Source organism: Aeromonas sp. R10-2 (genome assembly GCF_040908445.1).
In the GTDB taxonomy this organism is placed as follows: domain Bacteria; phylum Pseudomonadota; class Gammaproteobacteria; order Enterobacterales; family Aeromonadaceae; genus Aeromonas; species Aeromonas veronii.
On record NZ_JBFODS010000086.1, the window covers coordinates 77,744 to 94,751 of the forward strand.

Here is a 17,008-nt window from a genome sequence, read left to right on the forward strand (position 1 = left end):
AGGAGCGTATGTGAGCACTGAACAAACATTGCCAAATCTGACCCCAAATCTAGCCTCCAATCTTGCCCATGGGGCGGGGGCGGCCGAGCATAACGCGCGCGCTCGCGCCTATGCCCTGCAGCATACGGTCAAGACCGACAACCTGATCCCGGCCACTGTCTCTTACCAGAGTCAGGGGCGCCTGCTGCTGGTCGGCCCGGAGGATCGCATTCGCCGCGCTGCCAGCCTGTTGCCCGCCGGGGTGAAGCCCACTCTGCTGGTGACCGAATCGGTGCATGACGCCGAGGCGGCCGATCTCGAAACCATTTTTGATGCCACCGCATCCCTCGCGGCCCTGACCCTGCGCGAACCGGGCCTGACAGGGTATCTGGGGCAGTTCCAGCTTACCGGCCTCAATGGGCAGGGTGAGCGGGTTAACCTGGCGGCGCTTTGCTTCCCCCAGCAAACGGCTGCTATCAGTGAACAGCCGCGCTTTGATCTGGTGGCCGATCTGGGCCGCGCCCCGCTCTTTGCGCTGGAGCGTCCTCCGGTTGGCTATCTGCATCTGGCTGATGACACCGACTTGGCTGAACGGCTCGCCGAACTCGGTGCGCTGACCGGTATCTTCGACAAGCCGCGCTATTTTCGCCTCGACCCCGAGGCCTGCGCCTTTACCGCCCGCGGCGTGCCCGGTTGCAGCCGCTGCCTCGATGTCTGTCCGACCGATGCCCTCAAGCCCATCAATGGTCGTATCCAGATCGATCCCCATCTCTGTCAGGGCTTTGGTAGCTGCGCCTCTGCCTGCCCGACCGGGGCGATTGCCTATCACCAGCCCGATGCCAACACCAGCGGCGACTACCTGCTGCGCTTGCTCAAGCATTACCGGGAGGCGGGCGGCGAAGCGCCCCAGTTGCTGATCGCCGGTGAAAACGAGCGCGAATGGGTGGAAACGGAACTCACCCGACTGCCAGCCAACTGGCTGCCGATCTGGGTGGAGGAGAGCGCGAGTTTAGGCATCGAGAGCTGGTTCGCCGCACTCTCCTATGGCGCCAGCGCGGTGCGCATGGCGCTCGGTGACGATGCCCCCGCAAGCGTCCGTGCGCTGGTTGAGCGGGAGCTGGCCAGCGCCGCCGTGCTGTTGGCGGGTGCTGGTCTCGCTGCCGATCGCATTGCTCTGTTTGACGCAGATGCTGGTGAGCCTGTTTCCGGCCAGCCCACCGTTGCCCTGCTGGAGAAGCCGCTCAAAGGGGATAAACGGGAGAACCTGTTTGCCGCCTTCGATGCCCTCTGGCAGGCCAACGAAGGGAGCCGTGAGCCGCTGGCGGTGCCCCATGGCGCCCCTTACGGCAGCGTGGAGCTGAAAGACGCAGACTGCACCCTCTGCATGGGCTGCGTGGCGGTCTGTCCGAGCCGCGCCCTGCATGCGGTGGGTCATGCCCCCGGCCTCAACTTTATCGAGCAGGATTGCATCCAGTGCGGCATGTGCGAAAAGGCGTGCCCCGAGCAGGCCATCGTACTGGTGCCTCGCCTGCAACCTGTGCCCGATGCACGCCGCGCCGTCCAGAGCCTCAAAGCCGAAGAGGCTGCCTGCTGCATTCGCTGCTCCAAGCCGTTCGCGCCCGCCTCGATGATCCGCCGCATCCAGCAAAAACTGGCCGGTCACTCCCACTTCCAGAACGAGGCCGCCCAGCGGTTGCTGATGTGTGAGGATTGCCGGGTCAAGGATGTGTTTGCAGCGCTGGCGGCGGATCCCGTCTCCCAGCTCAAGGTATGAGGGGCCAGTGATGAGTGAACAACATAACGAAAAGGCTGGCGAACTGACCATGACCGAACTGGAACAGAGCAGCGCCGATCTCTACGCCCTGCTGGCAAGCCTCTGGCGCGCCGCCCCCCGTGGCGAACAGCTCGCCTGGCTGCAAGGGTTGCAGGCTATGCCGGTCCCCTTTGCCAGAGGACTGGGGCTGGTGCAGCTGGCGGCCAGCAGCCACCACGAAAACGAGCTTGCCGAGGAGTATCAGGATCTCTTTATCGGGCTGGGGCGCGGGGAGATAGTGCCGTTTGCCTCCTGGTATCTCACCGGCTCTTTGATGGAGCTGCCGCTGGCGGTGCTGCGCGCAGATCTGCAGTCCCTCGGTTTCGAGCGCCAGAGCGGAGTGTGCGAGCCGGAAGATCATCTCGCCGCCCTCTGTGAGGTGATGGCGGTACTGATTGGCGAGCAGCACCCGGAGCGCAACCGCTTCTATGAGCGCCACCTTGCCCCCTGGGTACTCGCCTGTTGCCGCGATCAGCAGCAGGCGAAGGGGGGCAGCTTCTACCGGGCGGTCGGGGCCCTTGCCGAAGATTTCTTCAAGCTGGAAAACGAATTGCGCCTGCCGTTTGGCGCTTGCGTGGTGCCGGGCTGAACGCCCTTATCTGCGCATAACAAGAGCTGCACATAACAAAACGAGCAGACGAGATATCCCATTGGACGCGAAGCTGGCGCGCAGGCGCCAGCAAGAACAACAACAGAGGTCACAAGAATGAGCGATGAAAAGCTGAAAGACCCGTCCCGCCGCAATCTGATCAAGGGAGTTGGCGTGGTCGCCACCATAGGCGTATTGGCCGGTGCCACCGGTCGGGTGGTGGGCAAAGAGGTGCTGACCCACGACACCGAGCCTGACAAGGGCTATCGGGAGACCCCCCATGTTCACGACTTTTATCGCACCCTGCGCGGCACCGACTGAGCCGGATCAGTGAAGGAGAACTCATGAAACTGACAAAACGTGCCGAGCAGCCCCAAGTGGGCGAGCAGGGCAATGAGGCCATTCGCGGTCAGGGGCTGACCCGTCGCGCCTTTATGGTCAACTCCGGTCTGGTGGCCGGTGGCGCCGTGGCCGCCGGTTGGCTGGCGCCAGCAATGATGCAGCGGGCCGAAGCCAAAACTGTGGCGGCCGGGGTACCGGTCGAGGTGAAGCGTACCATCTGTTCCCACTGCTCGGTGGGTTGCGGCGTCTATGCCGAGGTGCAGAACGGCGTCTGGACCGGTCAGGAGCCAGCTTTCGATCACCCCTTCAACCTTGGCGGTCATTGTGCCAAGGGGGCGGCCCTGCGCGAGCATGGCCACGGTGAGCGTCGCCTCAAGTACCCGATGAAGCTGGTGGGCGGCAAGTGGCAGCGCATCAGCTGGGATCAGGCCATCGAAGAGGTGGGCAACGAAGTGCTGCGCCTTCGCAAGGAGTCCGGCCCCGACAGCGTCTACTGGCTCGGCTCCGCCAAGCACTCCAACGAGCAGGCCTACCTGTTTCGCAAGATGGCGTCCTTGTGGGGCACCAACAACGTGGATCATCAGGCGCGCATCTGCCACTCCACCACGGTCGCTGGCGTCGCCAACACCTGGGGCTACGGTGCCATGACCAACAGCCTGAACGACATGCACAACAGTAAGTCGATCATGTTTATCGGCTCCAACCCGGCGGAGGCCCACCCGGTCGCCATGCAGCACATCCTGCTGGCGAAAGAGCGCAACGGCTGCAAGATCCTGGTGGTCGACCCGCGCCGCACCCGCACCGCCGCCAAGGCGGACATGTACCTCTCCCTGCGCCCAGGCACCGACGTCGCCTTTATCTGGGGCATGCTCTGGCACATCTTCAAGAACGGCTGGGAAGACAAGGAGTTCATCCGCACCCGCGTCTACGGCATGGACGAGGTGCAAAAAGAGGTGGCGCGCTGGACTCCGGCGGAAGTGGAGCGGGTGACCGGCCTCAATGAACAGCAGGTCTATGGCGCCGCCAAGCTGCTGGCTGACAACCGCCCCGGCTGTGTGGTCTGGTGCATGGGCGGCACCCAGCACACCACAGGCAACAACAACACCCGCGCCTACTGCATCCTCGAACTGGCCCTCGGCAACGTGGGCAAGAGCGGGGCGGGCACCAACATCTTCCGCGGTCACGACAACGTGCAGGGTGCCACCGACTTTGGCGTCACCTCCGACTCCCTGCCCGGCTACTACGGGCTGGAAGAGGGTTCCTGGAAGCACTGGGCCCGGGTGTGGGATGTGGATTACGAGTGGATCAAGGCCCGCTTCGACAACAAGGCCTACAACGGCAAGTTGCCGATGAACAACAACGGCATTCCGGTCTCCCGCTGGGTTGATGGTGTGCTGGAGAATGCCGATCTCATCGAGCAGGGCTCCAACATCCGCGCCATGTTCTACTGGGGCCATGCGGTCAACTCCCAGACCCGCGGCCCGGAAATGAAGAAGGCGATGCAAAAGCTCGACATGATGGTGATTGTCGACCCGTACCCCACCGTCGCCTCGGTGATGAACGATCGCACCGACGGCGTCTACCTGCTGCCGGCCACCACCCAGTTCGAGACCTATGGTTCCGTGACCGCCACCAACCGCTCCATGCAGTGGCGCGATAAGGTGATCGAGCCCCTGTTCGAATCCAAGGTCGACCACGAGATCATGTATCTGCTGAGCAAGAAGCTCGGCTTTGCCGACCAGCTGTTCAAGCACATCAAGGTGGAGAACAACCAGCCACTGCTGGAAGACATCACTCGCGAATACAACCGCGGCATGTGGAGCGTGGGCTACACCGGCCAGAGCCCGGAGCGGCTCAAGGCGCACCAGCAGAACTGGCACACCTTCCACAAGACCAACCTCAAGGCCGAGGGCGGTCCGGTCAGCGGCGAAGTGTATGGTCTGCCGTGGCCCTGCTGGGGCACCCCTGAGATGAAGCACCCCGGCAGCCATATCCTCTACGACACCAGTATTCCGGTGTCGGAAGGGGGTGGCGGTTTCCGCGCACGTTTCGGTATCGAGTATCAGGGCGTCTCGTTGCTCGCCGAAGACTCCTGGCCGAAAGGGAGCGAGGTGGAAGACGGTTATCCCGAGATCACTGCCGACCTGATGAAACAGCTCGGCTGGTGGGATGAGCTGACCGAAGCCGAGAAGAAGGAGGCCGAGGGCAAGAACTGGAAGACCGACCTCTCCGGCGGCATCCAGCGGGTCGCCATCAAGCACGGCTTTGTGCCGTATGGCAACGCCAAGGCGCGCTGCGTGGTGTGGACCTTCCCGGATCAGGTGCCCAAGCACCGCGAGCCGCTCTACACCCCGCGCCGCGACTTGCTGGCTGACTACGCCACCTGGCCTGATTCGAAGAGCCTGTGGCGCCTGCCGACCCAGTACGCCTCGGTGCAGGAGAAGGATGTCAGCAAGGAGTTCCCCATCATCCTCACCTCGGGCCGTCTGGTCGAATACGAGGGGGGTGGCGATGAGACCCGCTCCAACCCCTGGCTGGCTGAATTGCAGCAGGAGATGTTTGTCGAGATGAACCCGGCGGATGCCAACGATGTCGGCGTGCGCGATGGTCAGGATGTGTGGGTCGAGGGGCCGGAAGGGGGCCGGGTCAAGGTGAAGGCGCTGGTGACCCCGCGGGTCAAGCCGGGGCTCGCCTTTATGCCGTTCCACTTCGGCGGCCACTTCGAGGGCAAGGATCTGCGATCCAAATATCCGGAAGGGTCTGACCCCTATGTGCTGGGGGAGTCGGTCAACATAGTCACCACCTATGGTTATGATCCGGTCACCCAGATGCAGGAGACCAAGGTCACCCTGTGCCGTTTTCGCAAAGTAGGAGCCTGATCCCATGGCCAGAATGAAATTCATGTGTGACACCAAGCGCTGCATCGAGTGCAACGGCTGTGTGACGGCGTGCAAGAACGAGAACGACGATGCCCTCGAGTGGGGCATCCAGCGCCGCCGGGTGGTGACCCTCAACGACGGCCTGCCGGGTGAGACCTCCATCTCCGTCGCCTGCATGCACTGCACCGACGCCCCCTGCATGGCGGTCTGCCCGGCCGACTGCTTCTATCACACCGACGACGGCATCGTGCTGCACAACAAGGATCTCTGCATCGGTTGTGGCTACTGTCTGTTTGCCTGCCCGTTCGGGGCCCCCCAGTTCCCGAAGACCGCCGCCTTTGGCGATCGGGGCAAGATGGACAAGTGCACCTTCTGCGCCGGTGGCCCGGAAGAGGATCACAGCGAGGCGGAGCGCCAGAAGTACGGTGCCAACCGCATCGCCGAGGGCAAGCTGCCGATGTGTGCCGAGCTCTGCTCTACCAAGGCGCTGCTGGCAGGGGATGCGCAGGTGATCTCCGACATCTTCCGCGAGCGGGTTGCCTATCGCGGTGCTCCTCATGCTGCTTGGGGGGCTGATGAACAGGCGCTCTATCGCGACGCCAGCAAACCTCACGATGGCAGAGGCAAGGGGCTCAAGCTTGGCAAGCAGGAGGATGGCCAATGAGACACTGGCTGACAGCGCTGCTGACGGCCTTGCTGCTGTTCAGCGCGCCCGGCTTCGCTGATGCGCAGAAAGAGGCGGTCGGCTTTGCCGGCGCCGACTACTGGCGGGCGGTGAAGGATGGGCAGGAGGGGGTGACCACCTCCCGCTCGCCGGAGCACGGAGTGCTTATCTCGGTGCCGGGCCAGCTCTGGTTCGAGGTGAAGACCAAGTGGGTGTCGCCGCTCGGTGCCATCGCCATTTTCGGGTCGCTCGCCATGTGTGGCCTGATGTACCTGGTGGTGGGGCAGACCAAGCTCTCCAAACCGCGCACCGGGCGCAAGCTCAAGCGCTGGAGCAGGCTCGATCGGGCGCTGCACTGGACCACGGCGGCCATGTTCCTGACCCTCTCCGGGTCGGGGCTGGCCATCATCTACGGCAAGTATTTCATCAAGCCGGTGGTGAGCCTCGGGGTGTGGGAGAACTGGATCTGGTTTGCCAAGGTGTTCCACAACTACGTGGGGCCGCTCTTCTTCCTCTGCCTGATGGGGGTGCTCATCAAGTGGTTCCGCCACAACATCGTCAACATGGTGGATGTGCAGTGGTTCATGAAGTTTGGCGGCATGCTCGGCAAGCACAAGGGAAGTCACCCCTCGGCGGGCTTCTCCAACGGCGGCGAGAAGGCGATCTTCTGGCTGCTGATCTGGTTTGGCGGCATTGTGGTGGCGACCGGGTTGTTCCTCGACTTCCCCATCTTCGGCCAGCTGCGCCGCCAGATGGAGTGGGCCAGCTTTATCCATATCGTAGGCGCCTTGATCCTTATCTGCGGCTTCATCTTCCATATCTACATGGGCCTGTTCCAGTTGGAAGGGGCGCTGGAGGGGATGGTGACCGGCGAGGTGGACGAGACCTGGGCCAAGGAGCACCACGACCTCTGGTATGAGGAGGTGAAACACACCCTCGATGAGCCCAAGGCGGGCAAATCAAGCTGATGGTCGACAAAGAGTAAAGAGAAGGGGCGCTGCGGCGCCCCTTTTGATGGCGGGTCTATCGTGATGGCAAATTGATTGAGCGATGCTGCAAACGGTGATGGTTTTTTGGGCCACCTTGAGCAACAGTAACAGGGGTTCCATTCACACAAGGATGACAAATGATGAGAAAAACATGGCTGGCAGCGGTATGTGCATCTGCGCTCTTCGGTGGTATTGCGGGCGTGGCGCAGGCGGCTGACGGGATCAAGACCCAGCAAGTGCAGTTCAAGAAGGGGGAGTCAGGGGCGACTATCAACGGCACCATTCAGGGTAGCCAGACCCTCGATTACAAGCTGACGGCCAACAAGGGCCAGAGCATGGTGGTGATCCTGACCGGCAAGCCCTACTTCAATATTCTGCCGCCGGGCAGCAAGGGGGAGGCGATGTTTATCGGTTCTACCGAAGGGAACAACTTTGAGGCGACCCTGCCCGCCAAGGGCACTTATACCATTCGGGTCTACCAGATGGGGGCGGCCGAGAGCAGCAAGGCCAAGACGCCGTTCAAGCTGGAGGTGGGCATCAGCGGCTAATGCCAGCAGCTGACAAGCATCACAGAGGTGGCGGCCACAAAGGGCCGCCACCGTTGTTTTATCCCCTCTGTTTTTGCCTCGCCAAGGTTAATAGTCCCCCCGGGCCAGCCGCTCGAAGTAGCCCTGATAGCGCCCGCTGGCGATGGCCTGCTGCAACTGCTGATTGAACTGATCCCGCAGTTTGGCTGAATCGGGCATTTTGCGCGGGAACATCACGAAGCTGTCGTTGCGCAGAAAAGGGGTCTGACTGTGGGTGATGAGTGCCGCGCTGGCGGGGTCGAGCTGGCTCTGCAACTCGGCCAAACCGACTCGCAGCTCTTGCGGATAGAGGTCGATCCGCCCGCGCAGCAGCTTGCCGAAATTCTGCTTCACGTCGGTGACTTTCTGTTGGGTTACCTTGCCATCGGCCACCATCTTGTCCAGCTCGGGCCCGTAGCTATAGGCGATATCGCCCCCCAACCGCATACCGATGATCTGCTCAAGGCGCTCGGCTTGCAGCTGCCGTGATTTGAGGGAGAAGAAGACAAACTGCTCCTGCAGCACCGCTTCGCTGAACAGAAAATCCAGCTCCCGCTCCGGTTTGTGCATCCAGACGGCGGTGGCATCGTAGAGCTGGCTGTTGGCCGCCAGCGAATAGACCCGACCCCAGGGTGCGAAGTGGAACTTCACCTGATAGCCCGCCTCCTTGAACAGATCGCTGATGAGGTGGGCCACTGGACCGTGCTGTTTTGACTGCTCGGAGACGAAAGGGGGCCATTCACCCACGATGATGTTGAGCACCCGGCCCGGTGCGGCGAGAGCCGACTGGCAGGCCAGAAACAACCACAGAGCAAGCAGCGGGATCAGGCGCATGGCAAGAAGAAGGGGGCGCAGGCTGGCAGAGGCGAGGGCATCAGGTCACTCCCGGCTGTGATGCGGTGAAAGGGGCTGGGTTGCCCGCAATGCTAACATGAGTCTCATTCCTTGCCGTGGATATTTGTCTCGCCGGGGTCGCCGGGCGCCTATTTTGGCCGCAGGGTATGCCCAAGCTCACAAAACCGATCGAGTAAACGTCATATGATTGATTTCATTATGAGTCTTGCTCTCCTGCCGAACGGCAATTTCACGTAAATCAAAGAGAATGACTATGGCTACCGGACAATATCTGCTGTGGAAAGATGCACAGGGACAGGATTTTCGCCCCGTTGCACTGACCGGCACTGATCTGCTTAACAATCGATACCTCAACAAGGGCACGGCCTTCACCGAACAGGAGCGGGCCGATTTTGATCTCGATGGTTTGCTGCCGCCTCAGGTGCAAACTTTTGAAGCCCAGCTCGAGCGAGTGTATGAGGGGTTCAAGAGCGCTTGCAGCGATATCGAGAAGTACCAGAACCTGCGTGCCCTGCAGGATCGCAACGAAACCCTGTTTTATGCCCTGTTGTCACGCCATGTGGAGGAGATGACTCCCTACATCTATACCCCGACCGTGGGCAAGGCGTGCCAGGAGTTCAGCCACCGCTTCCAGAAGCCGCGCGGCCTCTACATTACCCCGGACAACGTGGATGACATGGGCAGTCAGGCCCGCCACTTCGATGCCAAATCGATCCGCATCATAGTCGTCACCGACAGCCAGGGCATTCTGGGGATCGGCGACCAGGGTGTTGGCGGCATGGGCATCCCCATCGGCAAGCTGGCGCTCTATACCCTGGGGGCCGGTATTCACCCCGCCTGCTGCATGCCCATCGCGCTGGATGTGGGCACCGACAACCAGAAACTGCTCGATGACCCCATGTATCTGGGCCGCCCCCACAAGCGCATTCGCGGCAAGGAGTACGAAGAGTTCATCGACAAGTTTGTGCAGGGGGTCAAGCGCCACTTCCCCAACGCCGTGCTGCAGTGGGAAGACTTCAGCAAATCCAACGCCTTCAACAATCTGGCCCGCTACCAGCAGTCACTGCCGTCATTCAACGATGACATTCAGGGCACCGGTGCTGTGGTGCTGGCCGGTATCATCGGCGCGGTCAAGGTCAAGGGGGAGACCCTGGGCCAGCAGAACTATCTGGTCTATGGCGCAGGCGCCGGCGGGGTTGGTGTCGCGGATCAGATCTGCGCGGGGATGATCCGTGAGGGGATGGATCCGCAGGCGGCCCGCGATCGCATCTACATTCTGGATACCCAGGGGCTGGTGTGCGACAACCGGGACGGGCTCGATGAGTACAAGCGTCGCTACGCCAAGCCGGGGCTGCTGCTGGCCGGTTGGGACACCGAGGTGCCCGGCAAGGCCAATCTGGCCGATGTACTGCGTCATGTGCCCATTACCGTGTTGCTGGGTACCAGCGGCTCGGGCGGGGCCTTCCAGGAAGAGCACATCCAGCTGATGCTGCAGCATTGCGAGCGCCCCATGGTATTCCCGCTCTCCAACCCCACCGCCAACTGTGAAGCGCTGCCGGAAGATATCTACCGCTGGAGCAAGGGCAAAGCCATCGTTGCAACCGGTAGTCCGTTCAAGGATGTGAGCTACGAAGGGCAGGATTTTCGGGTCGGGCAGGGCAACAACGTCTTTATCTTCCCCGGTGTAGGTCTGGCGGCCATCGTCAGCCAGCTCCGCGAGATCACACCCGATGTCTTCACTACTGCCGCCTTTGCGCTGGCCGAGTGCGTGAGTGAGGTGGATCTGGCGAAAGGGGCCGTGTATCCCCGCATTCGCGAGCTGCGCAGCATCTCGGTGCATGTGGCGACCGCAGTGCTCAAGGATATCGTGCGCCGGGATCCCTCCCACCCGCTGATCGGTCAGGATCTGCAGCAGCATATCCTCAACCACATGTGGGAGCCGGTTTACCTGCCCTATCGTCGGGTATAACCGCGTATTCACCACCCGGATAACGGGTCGGTAAAGATGACAAGGGGGTAGCGCTGCTACCCCCTTTCGTTTACCCCGTGGCATTCACTAAGTTCGCAATGGTCGCCAGCGCCCTTGCTGATTGCGACAGGCGGTATCCTGCCACTGCTGGCTCGCCTTGCCGATATAGAGTTGCTCGCGATAGTCGCGACACCACTCCCCGCTGGTATGGCGGAAGGTGCGTAGCGGGGTGACGCTACCCGAGTGACGGTTAGCCGGATTGAACCAGGTGAGGCTCTGCCCTTTGGTGCGGGTTTCCAGCGCCTTGGCAAGGGCCTGATTGGCCAGTTGAACATCTGCCTTATCCATTTGATGGTAAAGCGGCGGAGTGTCGACCGTGGCGCAGCCAGCGAGGCCGAGCAGGAGGAGTGTTAGTAGATAACGCATCATGGTTGCCCCTGTTGGCGAAAACCGTTGTCAAGCAGAGCACGCTCCTGCTCATCGGTAAGCACTTGCTGGCGATCATCGACCGTGCCATCACCTCTTAGTTTGTTGCCGTTGGCATCTACAGCATCCACGCCGTTGTCATCGATGGTTCCATCACCCCTGAGCTTGTTGCCGTTGGCATCGACGGCATCCACGCCGTTGTCATCGACTGTACCATCACCCTTGAGCTTATTGTCGTTGGCATCGACGGCATCCACGCCGTTGTCATCGATGGTGCCATCACCCCTGAGCTTGTTGCCATTGGCATCGACGGCATCCACACCGTTGTCATCGACCGTGCCGTCACCTCTGAGCTTGTTGCCATTGGCATCGACGGCATCCACGCCGTTGTCATCGATGGTTCCATCACCTCTGAGCTTGTTGCCGTTGGCATCGACCGCATCCACACCGTTGTCATCAACGCCATTGCCAAACCCGCGGCCACCCCCATGGCGTTCTCCCCCTGCATGTTTTTCTCCACCAGCATGCCGTTCACCTCCACCATGCTGCTCTCCGCCGGCATGCTCGCCCTGGCCGCCACTGTCATCGCTGCCCCCATCGCTGTCGCTGCCACCGCCGCTGTCGCTGCCACCGCCGCTGTCGCTGCCACCGCCGCTGTCGCTGCCACCGCCGCTGTCGCTGCCACCGCCGCTGTTGCTGCCTCCGCCGCTGTTGCTGCCTCCACCACTGCTGCTGCCCCCACTGCCACCATCGCCATCTTTGTTGTGAACGATCAGCTCATTGGCGATGTAGCTGTGGCTGCCATCGAGCAGCAGATTGAAGAGTGCGGTAGTGGGAGGCGCCTCGATCCAGCAGAGTGACTCAACCAGCAGTAATTCCGGCTGGGGTTGCAGGGCCAGATTGCCCGTCACCATGGCAGGTGCCGGGCGACACATTATCTGCATGCCGGTAAATAGCGGCAGCACCGCCAGTTGCGGGTTTTCGGTTCGGGTCATGGCTGGTGAGATGGCCGCCCAGCCCCGCGTGGTCAGCAGAGGGTGCTCAGCGGTAAAGAATGGGAGCAAATGGTTGATCCCGTAGAGTCTGCGCTTGCCCAGTATGACCCGTTCGACCGCCAGGATCCGGTTACTGCCGCCGTGCTGATCCAGCACTCGTTCACCGACCCGGAGCGTCTCTATGGGGCGGGTGGAACCATCGGCCATCGTGATGCGAGTGCCGGCGATAAAGCAGGACTTGGCATAGGCCTGATTCATTTGCCACTCATTGTGGGCGAAATCATAACTGAACGGGTTTGCAAACAGGGCGAGTGCGATGGCCGAGCCGATCAGCAATCTGCGCTGGCTGGCCTTGAATGGGGGCTGTGACATGGGGACTCCTTGTCCATCTTGATTCACAGGATCCATTATAGAGCGCCCCCTGGTGGCGGCATTTTTGACCATGAACACAATAAACATGATGGAAAAACGATTGGCGTTCGTCACAATAATGCGTAAAATCGCATACTCGATGCTTGTAGCAACGAATCCTGCCTAAAAAGCCAGTTTCATGCCCTTCCCAAGCAGTAAAAGGTAACAAATGACGCATTTGTGTTCATTTCGCGCCTTGAAAAAGTCTTGTGATAACTGAAAAGTGATAAATATCCCCATCAGTTATCAAAAAATTAAGGACATCCATGTTTTCCTTAGTCAAGCAAAGTGTCGCCGGGCTGCAAATCCTGTTTGTCGCCTTCGGCGCCATGGTTCTGGTGCCCCTGCTCACCGGACTGAACCCCTCCATGGCCCTGCTTGGCGCCGGTGTGGGCACCCTGTTGTTCCAGCTCTGCACCCGCCGTCAGGTCCCGATTTTCCTCGGTTCCAGCTTTGCCTTCATCGCCCCCATCATCTACGCCACCCAGACCTGGGGATTGCCATCCACCATGTTTGGCCTGTTTGCCGCCGGTTTCATGTATTTCATTCTGGCTGCGCTGATCCGGGCAAAAGGGATGGGGTTTGTGCACAAATTGCTGCCCCCGGTGGTGATTGGCCCGGTGATCATGGTCATCGGTCTTTCTGTGGCGCAGGTTGCCTGCAACATGGCGATGGGCCGTGCCGGTAGTGAGCAGGTAGTACCTGCGGGGACTGCGTTGACGCTGGCCGGTATCTCGCTGGCGGTCACCCTGATTGCAGCTGTGTTCTGCAAGGGGTGGATCAAGCTGATCCCCATCCTGTGCGGCGTGATTGCCGGTTATGTCTCGGCGGTGTTCATGGGCCAGGTGAGTTTCGATGGCATGGTGAACGCCCCCTGGCTGGCGCTGCCCCACTTCGAAACCCCGGAGATCAACTGGGCTGCTGCGTTGTTCATGTTGCCGGTAGCCATCGCCCCCTGTATCGAGCATATCGGTGGCGTGTTGGCGATTGGTGGCGTGACTGGCAAGGATTACACCAAGGATCCGGGTTTGCACCGTACGCTGGCTGGTGACGGTATCGGCGTCTGCTTTGCCGGTTTCATCGGTGGCCCACCCGTGACCACCTATGCCGAAGTGACCGGTGCCGTGATGATCACTCGCAACTTCAATCCGGTCACCATGACCTGGGCTGCGGTGTTTGCCATCATTCTGGCCTTCTTCGGCAAGTTCAATGCGCTGCTCACCTCCATCCCGATGCCGGTGATGGGCGGTATCATGCTGCTGCTGTTCGGATCCATCGCTGCCATCGGTCTCAAGACGCTGGTGGAATCCAAGGTGGATCTGGGACTGTCACGCAATATCGCCATCGTCGCCGTGACTCTGACTGTCGGTGTCGGTGCGCTGGAGATGAAGATTGGCGACTTCGCGCTGGCCGGCGTTGGTCTGGCCTCTGTTGCCGCCATCCTGCTCAACCTGATCCTGCCTGCGCACTCCGAAGAAGGTGTGATGGACGCGGCCAAGGACTGAGTTTCACCAGACGTTCATTGTTGATTTGGAGAAGGCCACCTTGCGGTGGCCTTCTGTTTTTCGGGTATCTAGCGCAACTTTTCGGCTCGGCGGAGCTCATCTGGAATCTAATCTGGAAGCAGATGAGGGGGTTAGCATTCTCATTTGACGTATCTCTTTTCGTGACCTTAGCTAAAGGACAGGTTTGGCTCTGAGGTCTTCTCGAGCAGTATGGGAAAATGGATGTTGGCGTTTTATATCATTTCTCTCCCAGACCCCTGTCATAAAACGATGCGCTTCTTCTTTGGCACGGCGCTGTTGTATGGCAGAGGCTTATCCGCCCCACTCCGCACACCCCTTATGCTGCCCTGGCATGTTTCCACCTCGATTTGTTGTGAGCCTCCCTCGCCGGTTGCGTTTCGTTGCGCACAGGCAAAATCCGGATCTGTTTGCTGCTGCACATGGGTGGGCGGCGAGCCGTGAAAGCCGGCATGACCCCAGTGGGTCAGACGTGCACCGCCATCGATAACGGCGGATGTTCAGGGATGAATGGCAAGCAAAGCGAGGTTGCAATGAACTATCAACTGCTGTGGAAAAGTGCAATTTTTTCAGTCTCTTCCATGATGGCTATAAGCGCTGTTCAGGCTGCGCCACTGAATGTGATGACCGAGGATTACCCGCCATTCAACATGCAGGGAGAGGGGGGCAAGATTGTCGGGCTGTCGACCGAGGTGGTCGAAGAGCTGTTCAAGCGTGCTGGGGTCGAATACAAGCTGACCCTGATGCCTTGGAAACGGGCGTACGAAGATACCCTCGGCACCCCCAATACCGCCCTCTACTCCACGACCCGCACTCCGGAGCGTGAAGCACTGTTCAAGTGGGTAGGGCCGCTGGTCAATAACAACTGGGTGTTCTTCTCCAGCTCGACCGCCAATATTTCGGTCAAGTCGCTGGAAGATGCCAAGCAGTATTCGGTGGGTGGCTATAACGGCGATGCAGCCGCCGAATATCTCAAGGCCCAGGGATTTGCCAAGTTGCAGCTAGCTGCCAACGATACCGCCAACGTGAAGAAACTGGAGGCGGGCCGCATCGATCTCTGGGCTACCGGCCAGTATCTGGCGCCCTATCTGGCCAGCAAGGAGAAGGTGGCCTCACCCAAGCCGGTCTTCGTGTTCAAGGAAACCCAGATGAGCTTGGCGTTTAACAAGGATACGCCCGATGAGCTCATCACCAAGCTCAACGAGATCCTCGCTGCCATGAAGGCGGATGGCACCATCGACAAGATCAATGCCAAGTACCAGTAACAGTACCAATAGCAAGTGCCGCTCAATGGCATTGCGCCGGCTGCCGTAAAACCGGGAGGAAACCATGGATTGGAAAAGTCTGACGTTCAGGATTGCCGTGTTGACCTCCCTGTCGGTGAGTCTGCTACTGGTGTTGTTTGGCGGTTACAACTACAACGCCGTCAGGGCGGAGAGCTACAGCAAACAGAGTGCGCTGGTCGAGCAGGCCATCGGCCGACTGCAGCTCTCCCTGCCCGGCCCGCTGTGGAATTATGAATCGGCCTTCATCGAGGCATCGCTCAAGTCCGAGCTGGCGGCCGATATCCTGAGTGCTTTGCTGGTGGTCAACAAGGACAAGCTGGTAGCCGGGTTTGCCCGTGACTCGGCGGGGGACATTGCCCCCGTGACAGCCATGCCTGCCGATGTGTCTGCCTACGGGGGATATGATCTGGTCTATGACGACAGCGGCCAGAAAAACACCGTGGCCCGATTGCTGGTGCAAACCAGTGATGCCGCCATTCAGGCCCAACTGCGCCAGCAGTTGATCACCACCGTCTGGCAGATCCTGGTGCTCGATCTCTGCATCATCGCCCTGTTGATGGTGCTGATTCATCGCAATGTGCTGAGACCACTTCACCAGATGAATCAGGCGGTGTTCGATCTGGCCAAAGGAGAGGGGGATCTGACCCGGCGTCTGAAGATCAGCCGCCAGGATGAGATGGGCGCGCTGGCCACCAACATCAACCACTTTATTGCCAAGTTGCAGGAGATGGTGGCAGAGATCAACGAGCTCTCTGCCGGTGTGTTACAAACCGCCGAACTCTGTGACTCCCTCTCGGCAGATACCCGGGTAGGCAGTGACGCCCAGCAATCCGAGCTGGATCAGGTCGCCACCGCCATTACCGAAATGAGTCAGGCAGTGCAGGAAGTGGCTGGCAATGCGGTGAAAACCTCTGGCGCTACCGATGAGGCCAACCTCTATGTGGAGCAGGGTTACAATCTGGCGGGCCATGCCAATGAGGCCATCCATCAACTGGTGGGGGAGGTGGAGCGAGTCGCCACCCTGATGCGCACCCTTTCGACCGAAAGCAGCAGCATTGGCACCATCATCGAGGTGATCAACGGCATTGCCGAGCAGACCAATTTGCTTGCCCTCAACGCGGCCATCGAGGCGGCGCGGGCGGGTGATCAGGGGCGCGGTTTTGCGGTGGTGGCGGATGAGGTGCGCACCTTGTCGGGCCGTACCCGCCAGTCGACGGAGGAGATCAGTGCCAGTATCAAGCGGTTGCAGCAAGCGACCCAGAATGTCGGTGCCGGCATGCAACAGAGTCAGGAGAAGGCATCCCGCGCCGGCATCGAGGCGGCAGATGTGCAGATATCGGTGGAGAAGATTAAAAATCAGGTCAGCCTGATCCGCGAGATGAACATGTATATCGCCCAAGCATCGGAAGAACAACACTCGGTGGCGGAGGCGGTCAGCCACAGCGTCAACCGGATTGCGACGCTCAACAGCGAGAGTGCGGCCAGAGTGGTACAGGTTGCCGAAGCCAGCAGCGATCTGCGGCAGCTGTCGGCCCAGCTCGACACCCTGCTCAAGCAGTTTCGGGTCTAGTCAGTTCACTTCGCCCCGTTGGATCATCCTGCGGGGCAGGTAAGGTTCCCTTTATTGTGAGGCGCTGCGAGATGTTGTGAGGGGCAAGGGGCCTTGTCCGACAGCGCTGGACGCATATTTTCATTTTCCCCGCTCATGCCTGTCTGCATCTA

General features: G+C 60.4%; 14 protein-coding genes. 11 read left to right on the forward strand and 3 right to left on the reverse strand.

Features of this window, described 5'->3' with window-relative positions:
- Positions 1-37 precede the first annotated feature (37 nt).
- The 7 genes from AB5Y97_RS16760 (at position 38) to AB5Y97_RS16790 (ending at position 7,803) form a co-directional block, all read left to right on the forward strand.
- A complete protein-coding gene (locus AB5Y97_RS16760) occupies positions 38-1,753 on the forward strand; it encodes a 4Fe-4S binding protein (protein ID WP_234920532.1) in 1,716 nt (571 codons plus the stop codon).
- A gap of 10 nt (positions 1,754-1,763) precedes the next feature.
- Positions 1,764-2,381 (forward strand): molecular chaperone, encoded by a 618-nt coding sequence (locus AB5Y97_RS16765; protein ID WP_368158517.1) that lies wholly within the window; start codon positions 1,764-1,766, stop codon positions 2,379-2,381.
- Positions 2,382-2,498: 117 nt separating this feature from the next.
- Entirely contained in the window at positions 2,499-2,702 is a 204-nt protein-coding gene (locus AB5Y97_RS16770) for a transcriptional initiation protein Tat (protein WP_021229865.1), read from the forward strand.
- A 23-nt stretch (positions 2,703-2,725) separates the two neighbouring features.
- Positions 2,726-5,602 (forward strand): formate dehydrogenase subunit alpha, encoded by a 2,877-nt coding sequence (locus AB5Y97_RS16775; RefSeq protein ID WP_139460444.1) that lies wholly within the window; start codon positions 2,726-2,728, stop codon positions 5,600-5,602.
- Positions 5,603-5,606: 4 nt separating this feature from the next.
- Entirely contained in the window at positions 5,607-6,266 is a 660-nt protein-coding gene (gene fdh3B / locus AB5Y97_RS16780; RefSeq protein ID WP_005353752.1) for a formate dehydrogenase FDH3 subunit beta, read from the forward strand.
- Positions 6,263-7,234 (forward strand): formate dehydrogenase subunit gamma, encoded by a 972-nt coding sequence (locus AB5Y97_RS16785; RefSeq protein ID WP_005353740.1) that lies wholly within the window; start codon positions 6,263-6,265, stop codon positions 7,232-7,234. The genes fdh3B and AB5Y97_RS16785 overlap by 4 nt, the downstream gene beginning before the upstream one ends.
- Positions 7,235-7,392: 158 nt before the next feature.
- On the forward strand, positions 7,393-7,803 hold the full coding sequence (locus tag AB5Y97_RS16790; protein WP_234920528.1) for a DNA breaking-rejoining protein: 411 nt from the start codon (positions 7,393-7,395) through the stop codon (positions 7,801-7,803).
- 87 nt (positions 7,804-7,890) lie between these two features.
- Here the strand turns inward: AB5Y97_RS16790 and AB5Y97_RS16795 are convergent, their stop codons facing one another.
- Positions 7,891-8,655, reverse strand: coding sequence for an ABC transporter substrate-binding protein (locus AB5Y97_RS16795; RefSeq protein ID WP_201946188.1), 765 nt, complete (start codon positions 8,653-8,655; stop codon positions 7,891-7,893).
- 274 nt (positions 8,656-8,929) lie between these two features.
- Between AB5Y97_RS16795 and AB5Y97_RS16800 the strand changes: the two genes are divergently transcribed.
- Positions 8,930-10,645, forward strand: coding sequence for an NAD-dependent malic enzyme (locus AB5Y97_RS16800; RefSeq protein ID WP_201946186.1), 1,716 nt, complete (start codon positions 8,930-8,932; stop codon positions 10,643-10,645).
- An 87-nt stretch (positions 10,646-10,732) separates the two neighbouring features.
- Here the strand turns inward: AB5Y97_RS16800 and AB5Y97_RS16805 are convergent, their stop codons facing one another.
- A complete protein-coding gene (locus tag AB5Y97_RS16805; protein WP_040065365.1) occupies positions 10,733-11,074 on the reverse strand; it encodes an RT0821/Lpp0805 family surface protein in 342 nt (113 codons plus the stop codon).
- The gene (locus AB5Y97_RS16810; protein ID WP_368158521.1) at positions 11,071-12,438 is read right to left on the reverse strand and encodes a hypothetical protein; all 1,368 of its coding nucleotides are present in this window, start codon (positions 12,436-12,438) and stop codon (positions 11,071-11,073) included. Before AB5Y97_RS16810 ends, AB5Y97_RS16805 begins: the two co-directional genes overlap by 4 nt.
- A 305-nt stretch (positions 12,439-12,743) precedes the next feature.
- Here AB5Y97_RS16810 and AB5Y97_RS16815 point away from each other — a divergent pair, with 305 nt between their 5' ends.
- The 3 genes from AB5Y97_RS16815 (at position 12,744) to AB5Y97_RS16825 (ending at position 16,856) form a co-directional block, all read left to right on the forward strand.
- Positions 12,744-13,982, forward strand: a complete 1,239-nt coding sequence (locus tag AB5Y97_RS16815) for a uracil-xanthine permease family protein (protein ID WP_005334784.1) — start codon at positions 12,744-12,746, stop codon at positions 13,980-13,982.
- Positions 13,983-14,533: 551 nt separating this feature from the next.
- On the forward strand, positions 14,534-15,265 hold the full coding sequence (locus tag AB5Y97_RS16820; RefSeq protein WP_201994894.1) for an ABC transporter substrate-binding protein: 732 nt from the start codon (positions 14,534-14,536) through the stop codon (positions 15,263-15,265).
- Positions 15,266-15,329: 64 nt separating this feature from the next.
- Positions 15,330-16,856 (forward strand): methyl-accepting chemotaxis protein, encoded by a 1,527-nt coding sequence (locus tag AB5Y97_RS16825; RefSeq protein WP_201994895.1) that lies wholly within the window; start codon positions 15,330-15,332, stop codon positions 16,854-16,856.
- Positions 16,857-17,008 lie beyond the last annotated feature (152 nt).